At 69.6% G+C, this 18,947-nt stretch carries 19 protein-coding genes and 1 pseudogene; 9 read left to right on the forward strand and 11 right to left on the reverse strand.

Going from position 1 to position 18,947, the window contains the following annotated elements; translation table 11 throughout:
* Positions 1 to 6: 6 nt before the first annotated feature.
* The 4 genes from ABZ707_RS06850 to ABZ707_RS06865 all read right to left on the reverse strand — a co-directional run bounded on the left by ABZ707_RS06850 (position 7) and on the right by ABZ707_RS06865 (position 2,748).
* On the reverse strand, positions 7 to 690 hold the full coding sequence (locus tag ABZ707_RS06850; RefSeq protein ID WP_360168947.1) for a hypothetical protein: 684 nt from the start codon (positions 688 to 690) through the stop codon (positions 7 to 9).
* Positions 691 to 890: 200 nt separating this feature from the next.
* Complete coding sequence (locus ABZ707_RS06855; protein WP_360168950.1) at positions 891 to 1,799, reverse strand: alpha/beta hydrolase; 909 nt, start codon at positions 1,797 to 1,799, stop codon at positions 891 to 893.
* Positions 1,800 to 1,843: 44 nt separating this feature from the next.
* Positions 1,844 to 2,026 carry a hypothetical protein gene (locus tag ABZ707_RS06860; RefSeq protein ID WP_360168952.1) on the reverse strand — a complete coding sequence of 61 codons (183 nt, stop codon included), beginning with the start codon at positions 2,024 to 2,026 and terminating at the stop codon, positions 1,844 to 1,846.
* Positions 2,027 to 2,412: 386 nt separating this feature from the next.
* Complete coding sequence (locus ABZ707_RS06865) at positions 2,413 to 2,748, reverse strand: rhodanese-like domain-containing protein (protein ID WP_360168955.1); 336 nt, start codon at positions 2,746 to 2,748, stop codon at positions 2,413 to 2,415.
* 421 nt (positions 2,749 to 3,169) lie between these two features.
* Here ABZ707_RS06865 and ABZ707_RS06870 point away from each other — a divergent pair, with 421 nt between their 5' ends.
* Complete coding sequence (locus ABZ707_RS06870; RefSeq protein WP_360168958.1) at positions 3,170 to 3,604, forward strand: TetR/AcrR family transcriptional regulator C-terminal domain-containing protein; 435 nt, start codon at positions 3,170 to 3,172, stop codon at positions 3,602 to 3,604.
* A gap of 233 nt (positions 3,605 to 3,837) precedes the next feature.
* Here ABZ707_RS06870 and ABZ707_RS06875 read toward each other — a convergent pair whose 3' ends face one another.
* The 7 genes from ABZ707_RS06875 to ABZ707_RS06905 all read right to left on the reverse strand — a co-directional run bounded on the left by ABZ707_RS06875 (position 3,838) and on the right by ABZ707_RS06905 (position 11,561).
* Positions 3,838 to 4,629: an ABC transporter permease gene (locus tag ABZ707_RS06875; RefSeq protein ID WP_360168961.1), complete on the reverse strand. Its 792-nt coding sequence runs from the start codon at positions 4,627 to 4,629 to the stop codon at positions 3,838 to 3,840.
* Positions 4,626 to 5,627, reverse strand: coding sequence for an ATP-binding cassette domain-containing protein (locus ABZ707_RS06880; RefSeq protein WP_360168964.1), 1,002 nt, complete (start codon positions 5,625 to 5,627; stop codon positions 4,626 to 4,628). The genes ABZ707_RS06875 and ABZ707_RS06880 overlap by 4 nt, the downstream gene beginning before the upstream one ends.
* A gap of 93 nt (positions 5,628 to 5,720) precedes the next feature.
* A complete protein-coding gene (locus tag ABZ707_RS06885) occupies positions 5,721 to 6,563 on the reverse strand; it encodes a DUF4097 family beta strand repeat-containing protein (protein WP_360168966.1) in 843 nt (280 codons plus the stop codon).
* Positions 6,564 to 6,687: 124 nt separating this feature from the next.
* Positions 6,688 to 7,206 carry a hypothetical protein gene (locus tag ABZ707_RS06890; RefSeq protein ID WP_360168969.1) on the reverse strand — a complete coding sequence of 173 codons (519 nt, stop codon included), beginning with the start codon at positions 7,204 to 7,206 and terminating at the stop codon, positions 6,688 to 6,690.
* A gap of 384 nt (positions 7,207 to 7,590) precedes the next feature.
* On the reverse strand, positions 7,591 to 9,606 hold the full coding sequence (locus ABZ707_RS06895; RefSeq protein WP_360169874.1) for a TerD family protein: 2,016 nt from the start codon (positions 9,604 to 9,606) through the stop codon (positions 7,591 to 7,593).
* A 218-nt stretch (positions 9,607 to 9,824) separates the two neighbouring features.
* Positions 9,825 to 10,859 carry a hypothetical protein gene (locus ABZ707_RS06900; RefSeq protein WP_360168972.1) on the reverse strand — a complete coding sequence of 345 codons (1,035 nt, stop codon included), beginning with the start codon at positions 10,857 to 10,859 and terminating at the stop codon, positions 9,825 to 9,827.
* 12 nt (positions 10,860 to 10,871) lie between these two features.
* Positions 10,872 to 11,561 carry an alpha/beta hydrolase family protein gene (locus tag ABZ707_RS06905; RefSeq protein ID WP_360168975.1) on the reverse strand — a complete coding sequence of 230 codons (690 nt, stop codon included), beginning with the start codon at positions 11,559 to 11,561 and terminating at the stop codon, positions 10,872 to 10,874.
* A 251-nt stretch (positions 11,562 to 11,812) separates the two neighbouring features.
* Here ABZ707_RS06905 and ABZ707_RS06910 point away from each other — a divergent pair, with 251 nt between their 5' ends.
* The 8 genes and pseudogenes from ABZ707_RS06910 (at position 11,813) to ABZ707_RS06945 (ending at position 18,922) form a co-directional block, all read left to right on the forward strand.
* Complete coding sequence (locus ABZ707_RS06910) at positions 11,813 to 12,559, forward strand: helix-turn-helix transcriptional regulator (protein ID WP_360168978.1); 747 nt, start codon at positions 11,813 to 11,815, stop codon at positions 12,557 to 12,559.
* 430 nt (positions 12,560 to 12,989) lie between these two features.
* On the forward strand, positions 12,990 to 13,889 hold the full coding sequence (locus ABZ707_RS06915) for a hypothetical protein (RefSeq protein ID WP_360168981.1): 900 nt from the start codon (positions 12,990 to 12,992) through the stop codon (positions 13,887 to 13,889).
* A 193-nt stretch (positions 13,890 to 14,082) separates the two neighbouring features.
* The gene (locus ABZ707_RS06920; protein WP_360168984.1) at positions 14,083 to 15,534 is read left to right on the forward strand and encodes a glycerophosphodiester phosphodiesterase family protein; all 1,452 of its coding nucleotides are present in this window, start codon (positions 14,083 to 14,085) and stop codon (positions 15,532 to 15,534) included.
* A 74-nt stretch (positions 15,535 to 15,608) separates the two neighbouring features.
* Positions 15,609 to 15,845: pseudogene (locus ABZ707_RS06925) on the forward strand (DUF4291 family protein); the annotation flags it as partial.
* Positions 15,846 to 16,131: 286 nt separating this feature from the next.
* A complete protein-coding gene (locus ABZ707_RS06930) occupies positions 16,132 to 16,836 on the forward strand; it encodes a HemK2/MTQ2 family protein methyltransferase (RefSeq protein ID WP_360168987.1) in 705 nt (234 codons plus the stop codon).
* The gene (locus tag ABZ707_RS06935) at positions 16,820 to 17,098 is read left to right on the forward strand and encodes a CDGSH iron-sulfur domain-containing protein (protein WP_360168990.1); all 279 of its coding nucleotides are present in this window, start codon (positions 16,820 to 16,822) and stop codon (positions 17,096 to 17,098) included. The genes ABZ707_RS06930 and ABZ707_RS06935 overlap by 17 nt, the downstream gene beginning before the upstream one ends.
* Positions 17,099 to 17,100: 2 nt before the next feature.
* Positions 17,101 to 18,135, forward strand: coding sequence for an iron-containing redox enzyme family protein (locus ABZ707_RS06940; protein ID WP_360169877.1), 1,035 nt, complete (start codon positions 17,101 to 17,103; stop codon positions 18,133 to 18,135).
* Positions 18,136 to 18,274: 139 nt separating this feature from the next.
* Positions 18,275 to 18,922 (forward strand): methyltransferase domain-containing protein, encoded by a 648-nt coding sequence (locus ABZ707_RS06945; protein ID WP_360168993.1) that lies wholly within the window; start codon positions 18,275 to 18,277, stop codon positions 18,920 to 18,922.
* The last annotated feature ends 25 nt before the right edge of the window (positions 18,923 to 18,947 follow it).

Below are 18,947 nucleotides of genomic sequence, written 5' to 3' on the forward strand. Positions count from 1 at the left end.
CAGAGTTCATTCACCGGGGTTGATCTTGTCGGACAGGAAGAGCAGACCGAAAGCGATCAACAAGGCCAGTCCCGCCAGTTCTTCGCTGTCCCGTACGTACAGAACGACGGCCACGACGAAGGCGACGAGCGCGAGCAAGCCGGTGAGGCAGCCGGCGATCCGCCGGGGACGGGCGGGGGGCCCGGAAAGGGCCATGAGTTCCGGGTCCTTGGCGTTCCCCCAATGGGGGAAGGGCCCCGGCCGGTATCGCCAGCCGTCCGCTCGAAGCCGCTGGACCTCGGGGTGACGCCGGGCGTGGCGCAGCCGGCGGGGGGCCAGGCGTTGCCAGGGCAACCACGCCTGGCGGACCGCGATCCAGACCAATGCGGGAAGACAGGCCAGTCCTGCCCAGATCACCGACTGGGCCTTGCCGGCCGGTGTGCTCGGCAGGATGCCGAGGAGCTTGTCCAACTGGCCGCCGGCGGCGTAGGCAATCAGGCTGACGACGGAGAGCGCCATCATGGCCTGCTCGATCCGGTGGCCGTCACGGCACCGCACACAGCGGGGTACTCGCACGTTGGTGCTTCTCCACGTGCTACGGATACCCAGATACCAGGTCGGGGAGTGTTCGACGTCCTTGTGCAACCCAACCACGCGGCTGTGGGGCGGACTTGTGGCGTCGCGCTCGCAGAACCAGCATTCGCGCGTCATGAGCATCTCCTGAAGCGTGCCACCCGCCCCGCAGGGACGACTCGAACGCCACATTCATCAGGTGGCGGCGACAGCACTTTTGTATCGCCTGACGGCAGACGGCACAACGCCCAACTCAACGGCGGCGGGCGGTGTGACGCGCCTCCGCAGTCCCCGACCCGGGTCCGGTCCGGGTCAAGCCCCCGTGGGAAAACAGGGGCTCAGGACAGGAAGTCGAGGAGTTCCTGGGTGATGCGGGCGGGGATCTCTTCCGGCAGGAAGTGCCCGCCGGGCAGTTGTGTCCCGCGGAGGTCGGCGGCGTATTCGTCCCACACCGACATCGGTTCGTAGCCCTTGGCCACGAAGGAGGACGCCTCCCCCCAGAGCACGAGTGTCGGCGGGGCCAGCTTCTGGCCGGCCTCGGCCGAGGCGTTGTCGTGGTCAAGGTCGGTGGCCGCTCCCGCGCGGTAGTCGGCGCAGGTCGCCGCGATCGTGGCCGGGTCGGAGAAGCAGCGGATGTACTCGGTCATGACGTCGGGCTCGATGGTGGCTCCGGGCGCCAGCAGGCGTTCGGTCATGGCGCGGATCCAGAACTCCGGTTCGGCCGCGAGCAGACCTTCGGGGATGCCGCCGCCGGCGGCGAGGAACCACCAGTGGAAGTGGGCGCTGGCCATGGCGTGGTCGACGTGGGTGAGCAAGTGCCGGGTGGGGATGATGTCCAGCAGGGCGAGCCTGGTGACCGCGTCGGGATGGTCGAGGGTCAGCCGGTGGGCGACGCGGGCCCCGCGGTCGTGTCCGACGAGACCGAATCGCTCGAAGCCGTAGTGGCGCATGACGGCGAGCTGGTCCTCGGCGAGGGCGCGCTTGGAATAGAGCGTGTGCTCGGCGTCGGGAGCGGGCTTGCCGCTGTCGCCGTATCCGCGCAGATCCGTGACGACAACCGTGTACCGCTGCGCGAGCGCGGGGGCGACGTGCCGCCAGACGAGGTGGGTCTGCGGGTAGCCGTGCAGCAGCAGCAACGGTTCCCCTTCGCCGGCGACCGCGGTGGTGATGTCGGTCCCGTTGACCTGGAGCTGCTCGTAGGCGAAGGGGTCCGGCATGCGGGCCACGCGCTGACCGGTCGGGCTCATGGATCTCCTCCTGCGAAGGTCGGGACGGATGCCGGTCGCGGCGGTCAGCGGCGGTGGTCCGTGGCGCCGCGGCGGCGGGCGAGCCGGCTGATGCCGTCGCAGCCCCAGGATTCGGGATCCGTGATCACGAACGCGACATACGCGGTGGTGCGCAGCGGGGCGAGTGTGTCGGCCGGCAGCTCCGATGGTGACCTCGCGGACTCCTTGAGCAGGTTGCTCTCCGGCAACTGGGTAATCCGGGTTGCCGGCAGCTCTGGGCGTCGGCGGGAAGGTCCGCGTCGGCGACGATGAGACGAGCGAAGGGCATGACTGCTTTTTTATGAAATTTAATGTTCCTCACTCATTACTAGCATGGGGTGCTGTCACCTGCTGGGCGAGTTACCTCGATGTCCGGAGGCCACGGCCCCGGGCAGGGCTCCCGCCGCGCCGGAGCGCACGTGCCCCGGGTGGTGCCGCCTGCCGCAGCCGCAGGCGGTGCTCACTTCCGGACACCTCGCCGGCGCGACACCGGGGATCTCGCGACCCCGGGCCACCCGAACAACACCTACGCCATGCGCCGGCCGCGCATTGTCCTTCAGGCCGCCGCCCGCAGGCTCGGGGAACGGTGGCGGGGTCACTCACCAGTGGTGAGGGGTCCGCCGGCGGTGCGCCAGTCGACAAGGCCGCGGCTCATGTTGACCGCGTCAAAGCCGTTCTCCACCAGCAGGTTCGCCGCCCCCGCAGAGCGGATACCACCGGTGCAGAAGGTGATCAGCAGGCGGTCGTCCGGCAGTTCCAGGCAGCGTTCGGGCAGCACTTCGAGTGGCATGTGCACGGCGCCGGGGATGTGCGCGCGGTTCCACTCGAACTCGCGGCGGACGTCCACGACGAGCGCGCCGTCCGTGACCAGACGGACCGCCTCGGCGGCGGTGACGGCCGGTGGTCGTCGGAAGTAGTGCCGGAAACTCATAGGGTTCGCGCCTTCCGTCGTGGGCCGGCCACCGTGAGTGGCCCGCTCGGTTCGGGCTTGCGGGGGGAGGCCGACATGATGTCGACGGGCCGCAACAGGGATTCCATAACCTTCAGCTCTCGGTGCGGGGCGAGTTGGGCTGTGGGGATCGGCTGACGAAGCCTTGGCCGGTGAAGCGTTCAGGAGTTCGTCCTGGCGAGGCAGGACGAATGCGACCAGGACTCCGGCGGCGGCCGTGCGGCGGACGGGAACACGCCGGCGGCGACGGTGACGGGACCGATCGCGACAAAGACCGCCAACACGTTGAGGGTGAGAGGGATTTCGTCATGACTTCTTTGACTGTGAGGGACAGGGGCGCGGGCGCCTCGGCGCGTTCCACGGTAGGAAGATCGTCCGCGGTTGGACAATGGGCAGAAACGCCATGCCTCAACGGGTTTTCGTCAGCGTCCTGACCTGCTGCCTTCTCGGCTCACGGCAGCAGAGTCCGGACCTGTGTCGTCGGGGTGCAGCCCTTCACCCTGCGGACGCTCGCCGACACCCTGGCTCGGGCACGGCGACGCTCTGCCGTCATTTCGCGGGCTTCCCCGCCGGGCTGGCGGCCCGGACGTTCACCGCCGTCAGCCACTACGTCATCGGCGTCGCGGCCCAGCAGCACGGCCCCGGCTCGGCGGACCCCGACAGTGCTTCCGCCCTCGCCGCCTTCTACCGGGGTCTCGATCCCGCCACTTACCCCGCCATCACCGCAGCCGCCCAGGCTCTGACCCGCACACCGCTCGACGAGGAGTTCCACTTCGGTCTTGCCCTCCTCGTCAACGGCCTGGAACCCGTCATGGGACGGCCCTCCGGGACGCCATGACGTACCGCTGAGCACACTGGTTGCGGCACGGCCGCTCTCCCGTCGAGCGGTACCGGGCACGGCCCGGCCCACGGGCAACGCCTCGGCCGTTCGCCGCGGACAGCCGGGTGCGGACGTCGGATCCGGCGAACGCCGACGGCGGCGTACGCCGACATGGTGTCGGGGTACGCCGCCGTGGAGTGGGACGAGCGCCGGGCCGGGACCCTCAGCCCGCTGCCAAGGTCCTGCTCGCGCTACTTCGGGTCGCGGTTGAACAGCGACGTGGACCAGAAGTAGCCGAGGGCGGCCAGTCCCAGGCACCAGCCGACGGCCAGCCACCCGTTGTGGCCGATCTCGCTGCCCAGCAGCAGCCCGCGCAGCGTCTCGATCGCCGGGGTGAACGGCTGGTATTCGGCGATCGGCTGGAACCAGCCCGGCATCGCCTCGACGGGGACGAAGGCGCTGGAGATCAGCGGCAGGAAGATCAGCGGCATCGCGTTGTTGCTGGCCGCCTCGGCGTTCGGGCTGGACAGACCCATCCCGACCGCGATCCAGGTGAGCGCCAGGGCGAACAGTGCGAGCAGCCCCAACGCCGCGATCCACTCCAGGGCCGTGGCATCCGTGGCCCGGAACCCGATGGCCACCGCGACGGCCCCCACGAGCACGACGCTCATCACACACTGCAGCACGCTGCCGACGACATGCCCGATGAGCACCGACCCGCGGTGGATCGCCATCGTACGGAAGCGGGCGATGATGCCCTCGGTCATGTCCGTGGCGACGGACACGGCGCTGCCGATCGTGGTGCCGCCAATGGTCAGCAGCAGGATCCCCGGGACGAGATACGCGATGTACTCGGAGCGGCCCCCACCGCCGTCCCCGATGCCGGCGCTCATCACATCGCCGAAGACATAGACGAAAAGCAGCAGCAGCATGACCGGTGTGAGCAGCAGATTCAGTGTCAGGGACGGGTAGCGCCGCGCGTGCAGCAGATTCCGCCGCAGCATGGTGGACGAGTCGCGTACGGCGAGAGAGAGGGCGCTCATCGGACGGTCTCCTTGGTCTGGTCGGGTACGTTGGTGCCGCCGGTCAGGGCGAAGAACACGTCGTCGAGGTCGGGGGTGTGCACGGTCAGCTCGTCCGCCTCGACGCGGGCCGAGTCCAGCCGGTCGAGGATGGAGCGCAGCTCGCGCTGGCTGCCGTCGCTGGGGATCTGCAGCGCGAGTGCCTCGTCGTCCCGGGTGACGTCGCGCAGCGCGACGGCGGCGCTCTGGTAGGCGGACGGGTCGGAGAAGCGGAGGCGCACATGTCCGCCGGGGATCAGCCGCTTCAGCTCGTCGGCGCTTCCCTCGGCGGCGATCCTGCCGTCGTTCAGCACCGCGATACGGTCGGCGAGTTCGTCGGCCTCCTCCAGATACTGGGTGGTGAGGAAGACGGTGACGCCGTCGGCGACCAGCCCGCGGATGATCTGCCACATGTTGTGGCGGCTGCGCGGGTCGAGGCCGGTGGTCGGCTCGTCGAGGAAGATGATCCGCGGGGAGCCGACGAGGGTCATGGCGATGTCGAGGCGGCGCTTCATGCCGCCGGAGTAGCTCTGGGCCGGCTTCTTGGCGGCGTCGACGAGGTCGAACCGTTCCAGCAGCTCGGCGGTGACCCGCCGCCCCTCGTGCTTGGACAGGTGGTGCAAGTCCGCCATGAGGAGCATGTTCTCCTCGCCGGTGATCAGCCCGTCGACGGCGGAGAACTGCCCGGTGACGCCGATCGCGGCACGCACCCCGTCCGGTGACATGGCGATGTCGTGGCCCGCGACCCGGGCCTGCCCGCCGTCGGCGGAGATGAGGGTGGACAGGATCTTCACGGCGGTGGTCTTGCCGGCGCCGTTCGGTCCGAGCAGCGCGAACACGGACCCGGCCGGGATGCTCAGATCGATGCCGGCCAGGACGGTCTTGTCGCCGTACGACTTGCGCAGAGCGACGGAGGAGACGGCGGCCGGCGACTCGTGACCGCCGGCCCTTATGGATGTGGGCATGACAGAGGAAGGCATGAGGCCCTCCCATTCGAAGGCTGGAGTGGCTGGAGTGGCTGGAGTGGCTGGAATGTCGGGGGAGTGGGGGAGTTGAGGCCGGTTCTCCGGTGATCAGGCCTTGGCGCGGCGGACGTCGATGTTGCCGTGCCGGGTGCGGGCGCGGACCGCGACGGTGTCCTCGGTCTTCTCCGGGGTCTCGGACGCGGTGAGCGTGTTGCGCACCTGCCCGGAGCCCGAGCTGACGTCGAGCCAGGCGGCCGTGCCCTCGCGGACGCCGACCTCGATGGCGCCGTAGGAGGTCTCCAACTGGACCGTCCCGCGGACCACTTCGTCCACCCGCAGGGTGCCGTGGGCGGTGGTGGCGGTGACCGAGTCCTCGGCACGCCGGATGTCGATGTCGCCGTTGGCGCCGCGCACCCGCAGCTCGCCGGTGGCGGCGCCGACGGTCGTGGTGCCGTGCGAGTTCTTCAGGACGGCGGGGCCGTCGACGAAGCCGAGACGCAGGCTGCCGGAGCTGGTGGTGATCTCGGCCATGCCCTCGACCCGGTCCACGGAGATCGAGCCGTGCGACGCGGTCAGGTGCAGCGGACCCGTCGTGTCGAGGCGGACATCGCCCGACGAGGTCTTCACGCGGACCTCCCCGAGCCGGCCCTCACCGAACACCTGGGCCCAGGCGCCGGTCATGTCGACGCGTGAGCCCGTGGGCAGTTCGACCGTCACATCGACGGTGCCGGTGCGGCCGAACAGATTGGACTTGGGCGTCCTGACGGTCAGTACGCCGCTTGTGTACGTGACCGCGGTCTGGTCTGCCGCCCGTACATCCTGGTCCTTCTTCGGGTCGCGGGGCCGCACTTCGACGACGGTGTCGAGGCGGTCGCCCGCGGTGAATCCGATGGAACCGGCCTCCACGTGAGCCGTGGCCGAGATCGGTTCGGGAGTGTCGAAAGAAGGCATGGCTGTCCCGTCCTGTTGGGTCTTCGGAACGTCCCCGCTGGTGGGACGTGGTGTGGGTGAAGTGGTTCGGGTGGTCGCGGCCGGGTCCGGAGCGTGCGCGGCGACGCTATGTGTGGAACACGCGCTAACGCACCCAGCCCGTGAAGCTCTGGCCGATGGTCTGGGTCTTCTCCGTCGTACGCGGCCGGGTGCTGCCGTCGACCGCGGCCGACACGGTGCGCACCAGCCACGCGTTGACCGACAGACCCTCGCGGGTCGCGGCCTCCTCGGCGAGGGTCTTGAGGTGGGCGGGCAGCCGCAGGTTGACGCGGGCGGTGCCACCCTCGTCGCCGTCGGCCGGGACCGGGGTCCTGAGCGGTTCGGCGGGCGCGGCCGGCGCCGCGGGGGCGGCGCCGTCGCTGGGCGGCAGTGTCACCACGAAGTCGGGGTCGAGCCCGCGCAGCCGTACGTCGACCGAGCCGGGGGCGAGTTCGCGGGTGACCTCGTCCATGGCGGCGGAGAGCACATTGAGCATGGTCAGCCGGGTCGCCGACTCCAGGGGAGCGGTGAGTCTCTCTGCCAGCTCGCGGGCTTCGTCGCCGCCGGCTTCGGCGGCCACCGCGAGTTCGCGGCGGAGGGTGTCGACATACGGGGTGAGGTCCATAGCGCCATCATGGCACCACTATGGCTCAACATGCAAGGCGTATGGCGTTATCTTGGCGTCGCTGCCCTCAGGAATTGCTCTGACCTGCGAAAATCAACCTGGCGCCTATCTGGCCGCGTGTGGCGCCATGTGGCTCACGCGCCTGAGAGGGGCATGGAGTGGCGCCGGGTGGCGCCGGGTGGCGCCAAGCTGTGCCAATCGGAGGCATGGTGACGCCATGCGCACTGGCGCAGAAGTTGGGGACCTGACCGCCGTACGGGCCGCTGACCAACGCGCAGGCTTGTCGCACCAGGCGGGTGTCACGGACGACCAACCCAGAACTGCCTCGGCCCGGAGGGGCCCGGCGCGGGAGGAAGCGCCGGGCCGTCCTTCGCGCACCGTCCGCTAGACCGCCAACGGCGTGGGCGTCGAAGCCGCCCGGCGTGGCGCTGGGGGGCGTTCGAGCTGGGTGACGACGCGGGAGTAGAAGTGGTCGACGGCATCGTCGACGCTGCGGATGAATCCGGATTCCGTGTTGCCGCGGGTACTGCCCATGCCCTTGAAGAGGGACAGGCGGAAGCCGGTGATGGGGGTGTCGTCCTTGAAAAGGAGATCGGCGGGTTCGGGACGCAGACGCTCCAGGGTGCCGCGAGGGCCGCTGTTCTGGCCCTCGCCGAGGGTCTCGATGTGAAGGTCCGCAGGTGCTGCGGCGAGTTGCCGGATGAGTCGCTTGACCCAGGTGAGCGGGTAGCCCTGCTCGGGGGCCGGGATCTCGACGGAGGTGCGGAGCCTGCCGGTACGCAGATCGGCCGCGATGGCCAGGATGCCGGGCGTGCCGTCGACGCGGAGTTCGGCGTGGAGGCGGCCGTCGTCGCAGAGCCTGTCGGCGAGGACGGCCCTGCGGGCGTGGGCGTCCGTGCCGCGGCGGGTGCGCTGGACGGGGAGGACCTTTACGCCGAGTTCACCGCCCAGGCGGAGACAGACCTGGCGGATGAGGCGCTCCCAGCTCTCGACGACCTCGACGGCACGACGATCCCCCTGGCAGAGGGTTTCGTCGTCGATGCCGTTACGGACGGGCACCCAGGAAGGGCCCATGTTCTGGAAACCGTGGCAGCCGGAGTTCTCGTGCTGGAGATAGTGCAGAAGTTCATGCAGCAGCCATGCGTGGGCGGCGTTGCCGACCCCTTCGTGGCGGATCAGCATCTGTGCCTGATGCGCCACCTCGGCCCAGGACAGATGCCACAGAGCCACCTTGTGCTTACGCCGTCCATCGGTCTTGACCTCGACGAGTGAACGGCCCTCCAGGGCAACGTCATTGGACAGTGTGATCACAGCCTCGTAACCTCGCCGCGCGGCGATGTCCATGTAGGCCTGGACCTGACTGTCCTTGAGCTGGTTGCCGTTGGTCTTCGTCTCCACGAGAGCCGTCCACAACTTGCCGGCCCGCTCGACGCGAATTACTGCGTCCGGCCGCTTGGGCGCGTCCCCGTGGGGCAGCGAGACCTCGGTGAATGTCTCCATACGGCCGGCCGGAGCGCCGAAGGCGGCGGTGAGCCTGCGCCCGAACTCCGGCACCTGAGCCATCACCGACAACAGAACGGATGTGGCCCTCATCTCGCGCTCACGGTCGCTCTTGAGTGACGGGGCGGGAAAGAGCCGCGCTTGCCGCCATGCATCGTTCTCGGCGAGGGACTTTCTGGCCGTCCTCGGGAGGACCACCTTCTTCTTCGCCGTACGCGGGCGCCGCGCGGGAGTCGCGGCGACAGCGGCTTCCGGCGGCGCCGCCTCCGCGGGCACCGCTACCGGCGACTCGGTGGGCGGAACTTCCACTGTCGAAGCCGCGATGGGCTCCGCCGCCGCCTCGGCCTCCAACTCCTCGGAGCTGTCGTCATCGACATCAATACCGAAGTCCGTGGCCAGGCCCGCCAGCCCGGACTCGTAACCCTGTCCGATCGCGCGGAACTTCCACTCGCCCGCCCGGCGGTAGAGCTCACCGAAGAGGAACGCGGTCTCCGGCCCGGCGTCGCTGATGGGGAATCCGAGCAGTCGCTCACCGCCCCGGTCGGCGATCGCCACTCGCAGATCGTCCAGATCGCCGAACCGGGCTCCGCCGTACCTGCTGGCCGCGATGACTATCCGCTCCACGGCCGGTGGGATCGCGGCCAGATCGAGGCTGATCCGGTCCTCGCTGCCGTTGTCCGTCGGCGTCTTGCCCAGGAGCTGCACGCTTCCGTCGGCGGCGGCCGGATTGTTGTAGTAGAAGAAGTCCGCATCGCTGCGCACCTTCCCCTCCGCGTCCAGCAGAAGTACGGAGACATCCGCGTCCCCGTCCCCCGCCGCGCTGCTCCACGAGAGACTCACGACCACAGAAGCCGAGTCCTCGCTCAGTGCCGCCAGTCCGATATTGGCGCCCTTGACCATCTCGTACATGTGACCCCCCAGTCGCTTGCGTGACGCTGACCACAGGCGTCAACACAAACCGCACCTTAGCGCCCGCAGGGCATGTTTCGGGTGCTGGTCCGACGAACAGGCCCGCTCAACTCCTGCCGGGCGACGAGGTCCACATACTCCCTCCCGGGCAACGCCCCCGAGCGGGCGCCGGGAGGCGGCGGGTCTGGTGAGCAGTGGCCCGCCTGCGCTCACTGGAAGTTGAGACGGTGAGGGTGTGACGGGTCCACCGGGCAGGTGAAGACGCGCATCAGACCGCGCCCGACGTACACGCCGGTCGGGTCGCTCGCCCCGGCGGTTCTCATGGTCTCCCGGTCCTCCAGCGGCACCCAGCTCAAGGAGCCGCCGTCCCACTCCCGGTCGCTGACGGTCAGCAGAGGACGCATGGGGGAGCCGCAGGAGCAATCGATCCGGGCCGGGCCGGTGAGGCCCCAGGTGGCGAAGCCACCGACTTTCCAGCCGGGCGGGATGGACAGGTCACCCTGGTAGGAGAGTTCGTACTCCTCGCCGGCTTCGCGTTCCGTCCCCCTCTCCTCCGCCGCGTCGAGCAGCTCCTCCTCCCAGGCCTCGATCCTCTGCCGCGACTCCTCGCTCAGCAACTCGATGGACTCATGCTCGACGACCTGTTCCGGATCGAGAACACACGGTTCCGGCACGCATTCCGCCCGGCCCACCACCGTCGGCTCCGGAATGGCCGTGAGGATTTCCGTCACCTCCTCCGAACGCCGCCATGTCAGCATCACGTCCATGGTCCGGTCCGGACCGTGCGCCTCGAACGGACACCACAGGACCTGAAGCAGGTCGTGTCCGCTCGGGCCGATGAGATCCGGAACATCTCGGGTGAACAACTGGACGGCGGCGAGCAGCGGGATCGGGTCGGCGGTCCGTAATTCCGGTACGTGGAGACCGGATTCCCGCAGTCCGTCGAGGACCTCGGCCTCCTTGCCCGAAGGGCCTCGCCGCGGATCCCGCCGCCATGCCTCGTCACGTATCCGCCGCCGTAGCCGTACGTCGGTCAGCAGATGCCCGCGGCCCTTCTCGTGGACGGCGCGGCACACCGGCCACGGCTCGTCGGCGGGCCACAGGAACGGCCCGGCCACCGAACTCTGGTGGGGCTCCGCGAAACCCTTTCGGGGGTGCAGCCGGGTGCCCGTCCTGCGATGTCCGGACAGCTCCGGAAACAGGGCTTCGACATCGGCCGGCCGCTCGGGCGTGGTGCGCGTCATGCTCTCCTCCGATTACCGATGCGGCGCGGGTGCCGCACCCCTCAGCAGCAGTGCGGCGACCGCCTCCGGGGCCTCGTGCATGGCGTCGTGGCCGGTGGGGAGGTCGTGGACCAGCCACTCGGGATCGGCCTGGAGCCGGGTGCGGAGTGCGGCGAACGGCGTCCTGTCTTCCCATCCCGAGCAGTAGATGAACTCCCGGCGGGGGATCCGGTCGACCGCCCCTGTGAGCCGGATCGTCTGCACGAACGAGGCGAGGGGATGGGGACGACGGCGGGGATCGCCGCCGTCCGGCGGTCGGACGGCGTAGCCGGTGGCCGCGGCGCCGGCGGCGAACACGTCTCGGAAGTGCTCGTTCGTTGAGGACCAGCACGACTCGCCGTCGCGCGGTACGTAGGCGTCGAGATGCACCAGTCGTGAGATCCGGCCGTCAGCACGGTCGGCGGCGGCGGCGATCACCATCCCGGCGTAGCTGTGACCGACCAGCGTCGCGCTGGTGACGTGGTGGCGATCGAGGTGTCGCAATACGTCGTCGGCGTGTGTGTCGAGGTTGGCGGCCGCGACCGCCGCGTTGTCGTCGTCCGGCCGCAGACCGGTCAGGGTCAGTGCGTGCACGGTGTGACCGGCCCGCTCCAGCAGCGGAATTACCGCCTCGAACGACCAGGAGCCCTTCCAGGCACCGGGCACAAGGACGAACGTCGCCATGCCTTTCTCCTTCTGTCTCAAGCCGCGGCATCGAGGCACGCCGCCTCGATGCCATGGGTGCGGTCGGGCGCTCCGCGCGCCTGAGGACCACTCCGCATGAAGGAAGTGTCACCGGGTCACGGTGTGGCCCGCGACCGTTACGATGCCAACTGATGCCCGTTCGCCGCCAACCTTCCCCGACCCCCGGTGTGACCTCCCATGTGTGGCCGTCCGGCGGGCGCCACCTGTGGCCATCGGGCGCATCAAGCACCATGCAGTCGCACCCACGGGGACACCTGGTCTACGCGGCCGGCGGCGTCCTGTCGGTCCACACCGAGCGCGGCACGTCGATCGTCCCCGCCAACCGGGTCGCCTGGACCCCCGCCCGGTTCACCCACTACCACCGCGCCCACGGCGACACCGACATGCGGATCGTCTTCCTCGCGCCGTCCCTCGCCCGGCTCATACCGGACCATCCCACCGTGTTCCTGGTCTCCGACCTCGCCCGCGAGGTCCTGCTCGCCCTGACCGGCCTTCGCGACTACGACGAGGCCGCGCCCGATTACAGCCGCTCCGCGCGCTCTCGCCTCCTTCGCGTCCTCGTCGAAGAACTCCGCGAGGCCCCCGAACAGCCACTGCACCTGCCCGAGCCACAGGACGACCGACTGCGAGCCATTGCCCGGATCCTGTACGAGACGCCGGCGGACAACGCCACCCTGGCCGAACTCGGGAAGACGATCGGAGCCGGCACCCGCACGCTCAGCCGGCTGTTCCGCAACGAACTCGGCATGACCTTCTACGAGTGGCGCACGCAGCTACGCATCCACCACGCGCTGGTGCTCCTCGCCGACGGCCACGACACCATCCGGACCGCCCACGCCTGCGGATGGGCCAACCCCAGCAGTTTCATCACAGCGTTCGCCGACATCATCGGAACAACCCCGGGCCGCTACCGGACCAGCCGCCAGACCACCGCCCCCGCGTCTCAACCCCCGAGGGCGGCCACGTCCTCGCGGTGATGCGTACGCGCACCTACCCGGGCCGATGTGGTCTGCGATCGCATCGCGCGATCGCGGACGGCCGGGTCGCAGCCGTCCGCGTGTGGAGCGTCCCGCCCCTTCCGGCAACGGGCGGGAATCACTTGGTGCCTGTCCGTGCGCGGGTGGCCCGTGGACACCGGTGGACCGGCCGTCGGCAAACAATCTTCGCGAGAGCAACACATCTACTACGCACGGCCTCCCGCAGGTGCCGTTACGTTGGGGCCCGCTCGATCCTGAGTGCGAACGTGAACAGGGCGCCGGAGTTCCCGGTCGCGCAATCAGCACAGAAAGATCGCGGATGGACTACTGCTCCTCGTGCCGTCGGACCCTCAACGGGGCACTGGTGTGCCCCGGGTGCGGCGCGTACGCCCCGGACATCGCGCCCCCCGGCCACCGCAACACGGCACCGATGAACGCGATGACGGGGGAGGCGTGGCCCGCCCGGGAGTTCCCGGCCTCGGACGACCGATACGAGAGTTACGGCAGTCTGCGTCTCGGCGACGAGCCGGCCGGACCGGACGGACCCGAGGACGCGGCGGAGGACGTGCCGGCCGCGACTGCCCCGGCGAGTGTGTCCACCGTGCCGGCAGCCGCGCCGGACGCCCTGTCGCCCGGGCCGGACGCCTCGTCAAAGACCGGTGAGTCGGACGCCGGGTCGGAACCCGGCCCGTCGGACGGCTCGGAGCACACCGGTTCCCCGGACGGCTGGGAGCAGACCGCCTCCGCGATGGAGGGCCGCGCTGCCCGGCGCCGCCAACTGGCGCGCTGGAAGAAGCAGCGCCGCCGTGCGGCGGTCGCGTCGACCTTCGCCCTCGTCGGGGGCGGTCTGACCCTCGCCGTACTGCCGTCGCGTCCCTCCACCGGTCATGACGCGCAGGCGTCCTCGACACCGGAGCCGAAAGCGACGGCCACGACCGGGACGGACGCTGTCGACACCGGTTTGTCCGCACGGCCGCGCACCGGCGAACCCCGGGATTCCGGCATCGGCGCCCCCTCTTCCGCGATCACCAGCCCGCCACGCAAGTCCACCGCCGTGGTGGCCATCACCGGCGCGAAGGACCAGCGGGGGACCGGCACCGCGGCCCGTCCCGGCGCGACGACGGGTGCCCGGCCGGACACCCCGCCCGTGGCGGCCGGCGGCATATCCACCACCGATCCCGGGGCGCCGCAGACAACCACGCCGCCGCCTCCCGCCTCCACGCCCCCGCCCGACGACTCCGCGTCGGAGACACCGCCGCCGAATCCGGGTCCCTCGACGACGCCCCCGGACGACGACCGTCTGTGCCTGCTCGTCCTGTGTGTCGGCTGATCACTCCGGCTGCCCGGGCCCCGGGTCGACGTGCTTCTCGCCGGCGGGGAGCCCGGGTACTCGTACGGGCTCTCACAGGATTCCTTGAACGTTAACGATTGCCTCATACGGCGGTCGGCTTGATCACCGATCTCCCGCACAAGGTGGACGCTCCTGCTCGGTACCGATCCCACGGCTCCAGGAGTTGTCCGCCATGCGCACCGGATTGAAGTCCCTGACCAGCGCGGCAGCCGCCGCCGTACTGACCGTCACCGCCGTCTGGGGCGCTCCCCGTCTCGTCGAGCTCCGGGCGGGCGGCTCCCCGGCGGCCACCGCGAAGCCGCGGGCGGCCATCGACCGGATACATGACGACTATCTGGACCACAGACCCGGCGCCGCCGTCATGGTGGTGGCACACCGCGGCTACTGGCGGGGCGCACCGGAGAACTCGCTGCGGGCCATCGACCTGGCGGTGAGGAAGGGCGCCGAGGTGGTGGAGATCGATGTGCAGCGCACCAAGGACGGGCACTTGGTCCTCATGCACGACACATCGGTCGACCGGACCACCGACGGCACCGGAAATGTCGCCGACCTGACGCTCGCTCAGATCAAGGCGCTGCGGCTGCGGGCCGGACTCGGCGGCAGCCAGGCGGTTTTGACCGACGACCGGGTGCCCACGCTCGACGAGGTGCTGGCGGCCGTCAAGAACCGGGCAATGATCAATCTCGACAAGGGCTGGGACTTCCGGGAGCAGGAATACGATCTGCTGGTCAGCACCGGCACCCTGGACTACGCCATTTTCAAGAGTTCCGCTCCGGTCGCGGAGGTGGAGGCGTTCCTGAGCAAGGACCCCCGCATTCTCTACAGCCATGTGGTCGACGATGCGAACGCCACCAGCATCGGTGCCTTCACCGGTCGCCGTCCGCAGTCGTACGAGCTCGTCTTCGACCGGCTCACCGACCCCCAGATCCAGCCTGCCGCGGTTCGCCGGGCGCAGGCGAACGCGCGTGTGTGGATCAACACCATGTGGTACGGGCTGGCCGCCGGTTACACCGACGAGGCGTCCCTGATCGACCCCGCCCGCGGCTGGGAGACAGTGATCGACCGGCACGGCGCGTCCATGATCCAGACGGACAATCAGGAGCAGCTTCGGAGCTGGCTGAAGGCGCGGCGTTCGCATGGCGACGACGCGAAGTGGCCCACCCTTCCCGCGGGAGCGGTCCGGGTGCAGGCCGAGGACTACTCCACCGGGGGGAAGGACACGGGGTACCACGACGTGGAGGACGACAACCGGGGCGGAGCCGCACGGAAGTATGAGGGCGTCGACCTCTGCGACCAGGCCGGAGCCCTGGTGATGTGCTGGGTCCGGGGCGGAGAGTGGGTCAAGTACGCGGTGTACGTGCCCAGTTCGGGCACATACAAGGCGTCGGCCCGGGTCTCGTCTCCCTATGGACCGGCCGGAACGTTCACCCTGGCCTTCGACAATGACCCGGCCAGTGAACCGGTGGACGTCATGACCACCACCTCGCACGATGCCTTCGAGCTGCAGCCGGTTCCCGGGGCCCGGCATCTTTCCAAGGGCACACACGAGTTCACGGTGCGCATGGACCCGGCCGCCTATCAGAACTTCAATATCGATTACTTCCAGTTCGACCGGGTCCGCTGAGCGGCGTGCCCCGGCGCATCACGGATGTGCCGGGGCCCGGGCCGGTCGGCCAGTCAGCCACGACGCGCCCGGCCGAGCGCGATTTGCACCTGCGGCCGCTTCCCCACCGCTCGCTGCAACTCGGGCTCGCCGGCGAAGCCGCACACCGATACGCGGACGACTGGACGCTCTCCATCACCGACATGACCGGGCTCGCGCACGAGATCCATGCCCGGGTACGGGACGGCGACGTGGATGCCGCCCGGCGGCTTCTGCCCGAGGAACGTCCCTATCCTGTCCCCGACGGTCTCCTGGATCACCTGCGCTCATGAGTACTGGTCGCCCAGGGAGACGCCGGCCGAGCGGAGGCGGGAGGTGGCCCGCGCGGTCGCGCGTGGCCGCTCCCACGCGGAGATCACGCGGGAAGACATCTGAAGACCCCCCTTTTTTTTAACACGCAAGCCTTTCCCGGGAGCAAGATCAAGAGCTTTTTGGCAGCGGATGGGAAAGGGCCGGGACTTTTCCTGTTGGTACGGGCGAGCCCCCTGAGGTGTGAGTTCTCCGGAGGGGGGCATTCGGTGCGTCGGAGAAGTCGAGCAGCGAAAGTGGGCCTGCGCCATGGCGGCAGTTTCGGTACGTGCTATTGAGCCTCGGGACAGATCGGCGACCTTCGGGAAAGTACTCAGACTTCCCGGGGTCTACGCGGTTCAGTCCGACAGTCTGCTTCTCGCGGAAACCCTGCGGCGGGAAGGGGTGGGCCCGGGCATGCGGGTGCTGGACATGTGCACCGGTACCGGTGCCCTGGGGGTGTACGCGGCGCGGCTTGGAGCGCGAGTGACAGCCGTCGACATTTCCCGGCGCGCGGTGCTGACCACCCGGTTGAACGCCTTTCTGTCAGGGCAGCGGGTCACGGTGCGCCGAGGCGATTTGATGGCGTCGCTGCCCTCCCGGTCCTTCGACCTCGTGGTCAGCAACCCGCCGTACGTGCCCGCGCCCGCGACGCTGCCACCGCGCCGGGGAGCCGCGCGGGCGTGGGACGCCGGTCATGACGGCCGGGTCCTGGTCGACCGTATCTGTGACAGTGTCTCGGACGTGCTGCGCCCCGGGGGTGTTCTCCTGATGATCCACTCCGGGTTGTGCGGTACCGAGGAAACCGTGCGGCGGCTCGGTAGGGCCGGGATGAGCGCCTCGATCGTTGAGCGCGCGCACGTGCCCTTCGGGCCGGTTCTCCGGGGGCGTCTGGACTGGCTACGCGGGCGCGGGCTTCTTGGCGCTCATGACAACAGGGAAGAGCTGGTGATCATCCGTGCCGAAAAGATCTGACGGCCCCGTACGGGTGACCGTGGGGCGCGAGGGCCCACTGCTGGTGGAGGGACCGGTGGAGGTGGTCATGGACGACGGCAGCACGGCCTCCTCGTCGCGCTTCACGGCCGCGATCTGCACCTGCCGCCGGAGTCGCGTCTATCCGTGGTGTGACACCAGCCACCGTCGCCGTGTCCGGGCCGGTGCCGACGGTCCCGGACAGCGAACGGCCGGGGACGGACCGGACGCCGATGGCACGGACGGAAAGGAAGACGCACGATGACCATGACCGCCATCACCGGCGTGCGGCAGGCCGGCCCGGTGCTGCCCCTCCCTCGCGGGCCTCTCTCGGCGGGCGTGATCAGCGCGCTGCGGGGCGAGCGCGGCGTGCTGCCGGACGACGCGGACGCAGCGCGCGCCGAGCCGTACGGCGGGGATCTGCACCTCGCGCTGTATGTGCTGTACGAACTGCACTATCGCGGCTTCGAGGGAGTGGGCGACCACCACGAGTGGAACCCGGACCTGCTGCGGGTGCGGGGAGCCCTGGAAGACCGCTTCCTCACCGCCCTGCGGGCGGACGTCCCGGCGGCCTGCGGGGTGGACGAGGCGCTCGGTGAGCTGCTGATCGAGCCGGTGGGCGACACCGGCGACAGCGTGAGCCATCACCTCAGCGGCCGGGGCGAGTTGTGGCAGCTCCGGGAGTACGCTGCCCTACGCTCCCTCTACCACTTGAAGGAGGCCGATCCGCACGCCTGGGTGATTCCCCGGCTGTGGGGACGGGCCAAGGCGGCCATGGTGGCGATCGAGTTCGACGAGTTCGGCGCCGGGCGGTCCGAGGACATGCATGCCCAGCTCTTCGCGGACTTGATGACGGACCTGGGGCTGGAAACGTCCTACGGACGCTATCTCGACGCCGCGCCCGACGAGGTTCTGCCGACCGTCAATCTGATGTCCCTGCTCGGGCTGCACCGGAGCCTCCGGGGCGCGCTGGTGGGACACTTCGCGGCGGTCGAGGTGACTTCCTCGCCCGGCTCCCGGCGGATGGCGCAGGCATTGCGCCGTACAGAGGCGGGTCCGGCGGCGGTGCGTTTTTACGAGGAGCACGTGGAGGCCGACGCGGTCCATGAACAGGTGGTGCGCCGCGAGGTCATCGGCGGTCTGCTCCAGGACGAGCCGGAGCTGGAGGGTGACGTCGTTTTCGGAGTCCGGGCGACCGACCTCCTGGAGACCCGTCTGGGTACGTTCCTCCTCTCCGCGTGGCGCGAGGGGCGCAGCGTGCTGCGCGAGCCGCTCGGCCACATCGCGGACCCGCACCGGTGACCCCCGGGTCCCGAAGCAAGTGGTACGGAGGTGCTCCACCGGTCACCGGCGGGCCCTGACCGCTCACCGCGCGGCGAGGTGGCCGGGGGCATCCGGGACGTCGTCGCTCGTCCCGGCGCCAGGAACTACTGTCGCGAGCATGGTCGAACACGATGCCCTCAGTGCCACCCGCGATGCCTACGACACCGCTGCCCCCACCTACGCGGAACTGTTCCGCGACACACTGCGTGACAGGCCCTTGGACCGCGCGATCCTGGGTGCGTTCGCCGAGGTCGTACATGCGAGTGGGGACGGCCGGGTCGCGGACCTGGGGTGTGGACCCGGCCATGTCACCGCTCATCTGGGCGAGTTGGGGCTGGAGGCGTTCGGCGTTGATGCCTCTCCCGCGATGATCGAGTTGGCTCGAAAGGAGCATCCGGGCCTGCGGTTCGAGGTGGGCTCGATGGCCGCGTTGCACATCGCTGACGGCGTACTGGGCGGCGTGCTCTCACGTTGGTCCGTCATCCACACTCCGCCGCAGGAACTCCCCGCGATCTCGGCGGAGTTCCACCGGGTGCTGGCACCTGGTGGCCACCTTCTGATCGGCTTTTCGGCAAGCGACGATCCGTCTCACCTGACCCAGGTCTTCGATCACGCGGTCGCTCCGGCCTATCGGTGGTCGCCTGATCACCTCGCCGCGATGCTGCGCAAGGCCGGGTTGGCCGAGGTGGCGCGGATGGTCCGGGAGCCTCAGCCCACCGACCGACGGCAGTTCCAGGAGATTCACCTGCTTGCCCGCAAGGATTGAGGGTGCGCCTCGGGACGGGCATGCG

Source organism: Streptomyces sp. NPDC006923 (assembly GCF_040635655.1).
In the GTDB taxonomy this organism is placed as follows: Bacteria; Actinomycetota; Actinomycetes; order Streptomycetales; family Streptomycetaceae; genus Streptomyces.

Excerpts from the sequence above, each read along its gene's own strand:
- ABZ707_RS06915 (WP_360168981.1), top strand. The coding sequence starts at position 12,990 with ATGAACGCGATGACGGGGGAGGCGTGGCCCGCCCGGGAGTTCCCGGCC.
- ABZ707_RS06875 (WP_360168961.1), bottom strand. The coding sequence starts at position 4,629 with ATGAGCGCCCTCTCTCTCGCCGTACGCGACTCGTCCACCATGCTGCGG.
- ABZ707_RS06890 (WP_360168969.1), bottom strand. The coding sequence starts at position 7,206 with ATGGACCTCACCCCGTATGTCGACACCCTCCGCCGCGAACTCGCGGTG.
- ABZ707_RS06865 (WP_360168955.1), bottom strand. The coding sequence starts at position 2,748 with ATGAGTTTCCGGCACTACTTCCGACGACCACCGGCCGTCACCGCCGCC.
- ABZ707_RS06880 (WP_360168964.1), bottom strand. The coding sequence starts at position 5,627 with ATGCCTTCCTCTGTCATGCCCACATCCATAAGGGCCGGCGGTCACGAG.
- ABZ707_RS06850 (WP_360168947.1), bottom strand. The coding sequence starts at position 690 with ATGACGCGCGAATGCTGGTTCTGCGAGCGCGACGCCACAAGTCCGCCC.
- ABZ707_RS06895 (WP_360169874.1), bottom strand. The coding sequence starts at position 9,606 with ATGGTCAAGGGCGCCAATATCGGACTGGCGGCACTGAGCGAGGACTCG.
- ABZ707_RS06930 (WP_360168987.1), top strand. The coding sequence starts at position 16,132 with ATGGCGGCAGTTTCGGTACGTGCTATTGAGCCTCGGGACAGATCGGCG.
- ABZ707_RS06855 (WP_360168950.1), bottom strand. The coding sequence starts at position 1,799 with ATGAGCCCGACCGGTCAGCGCGTGGCCCGCATGCCGGACCCCTTCGCC.
- ABZ707_RS06905 (WP_360168975.1), bottom strand. The coding sequence starts at position 11,561 with ATGGCGACGTTCGTCCTTGTGCCCGGTGCCTGGAAGGGCTCCTGGTCG.
- ABZ707_RS06920 (WP_360168984.1), top strand. The coding sequence starts at position 14,083 with ATGCGCACCGGATTGAAGTCCCTGACCAGCGCGGCAGCCGCCGCCGTA.
- ABZ707_RS06910 (WP_360168978.1), top strand. The coding sequence starts at position 11,813 with ATGCAGTCGCACCCACGGGGACACCTGGTCTACGCGGCCGGCGGCGTC.
- ABZ707_RS06945 (WP_360168993.1), top strand. The coding sequence starts at position 18,275 with ATGGTCGAACACGATGCCCTCAGTGCCACCCGCGATGCCTACGACACC.
- ABZ707_RS06900 (WP_360168972.1), bottom strand. The coding sequence starts at position 10,859 with ATGACGCGCACCACGCCCGAGCGGCCGGCCGATGTCGAAGCCCTGTTT.
- ABZ707_RS06940 (WP_360169877.1), top strand. The coding sequence starts at position 17,101 with ATGACCGCCATCACCGGCGTGCGGCAGGCCGGCCCGGTGCTGCCCCTC.
- ABZ707_RS06870 (WP_360168958.1), top strand. The coding sequence starts at position 3,170 with ATGCCTCAACGGGTTTTCGTCAGCGTCCTGACCTGCTGCCTTCTCGGC.
- ABZ707_RS06885 (WP_360168966.1), bottom strand. The coding sequence starts at position 6,563 with ATGCCTTCTTTCGACACTCCCGAACCGATCTCGGCCACGGCTCACGTG.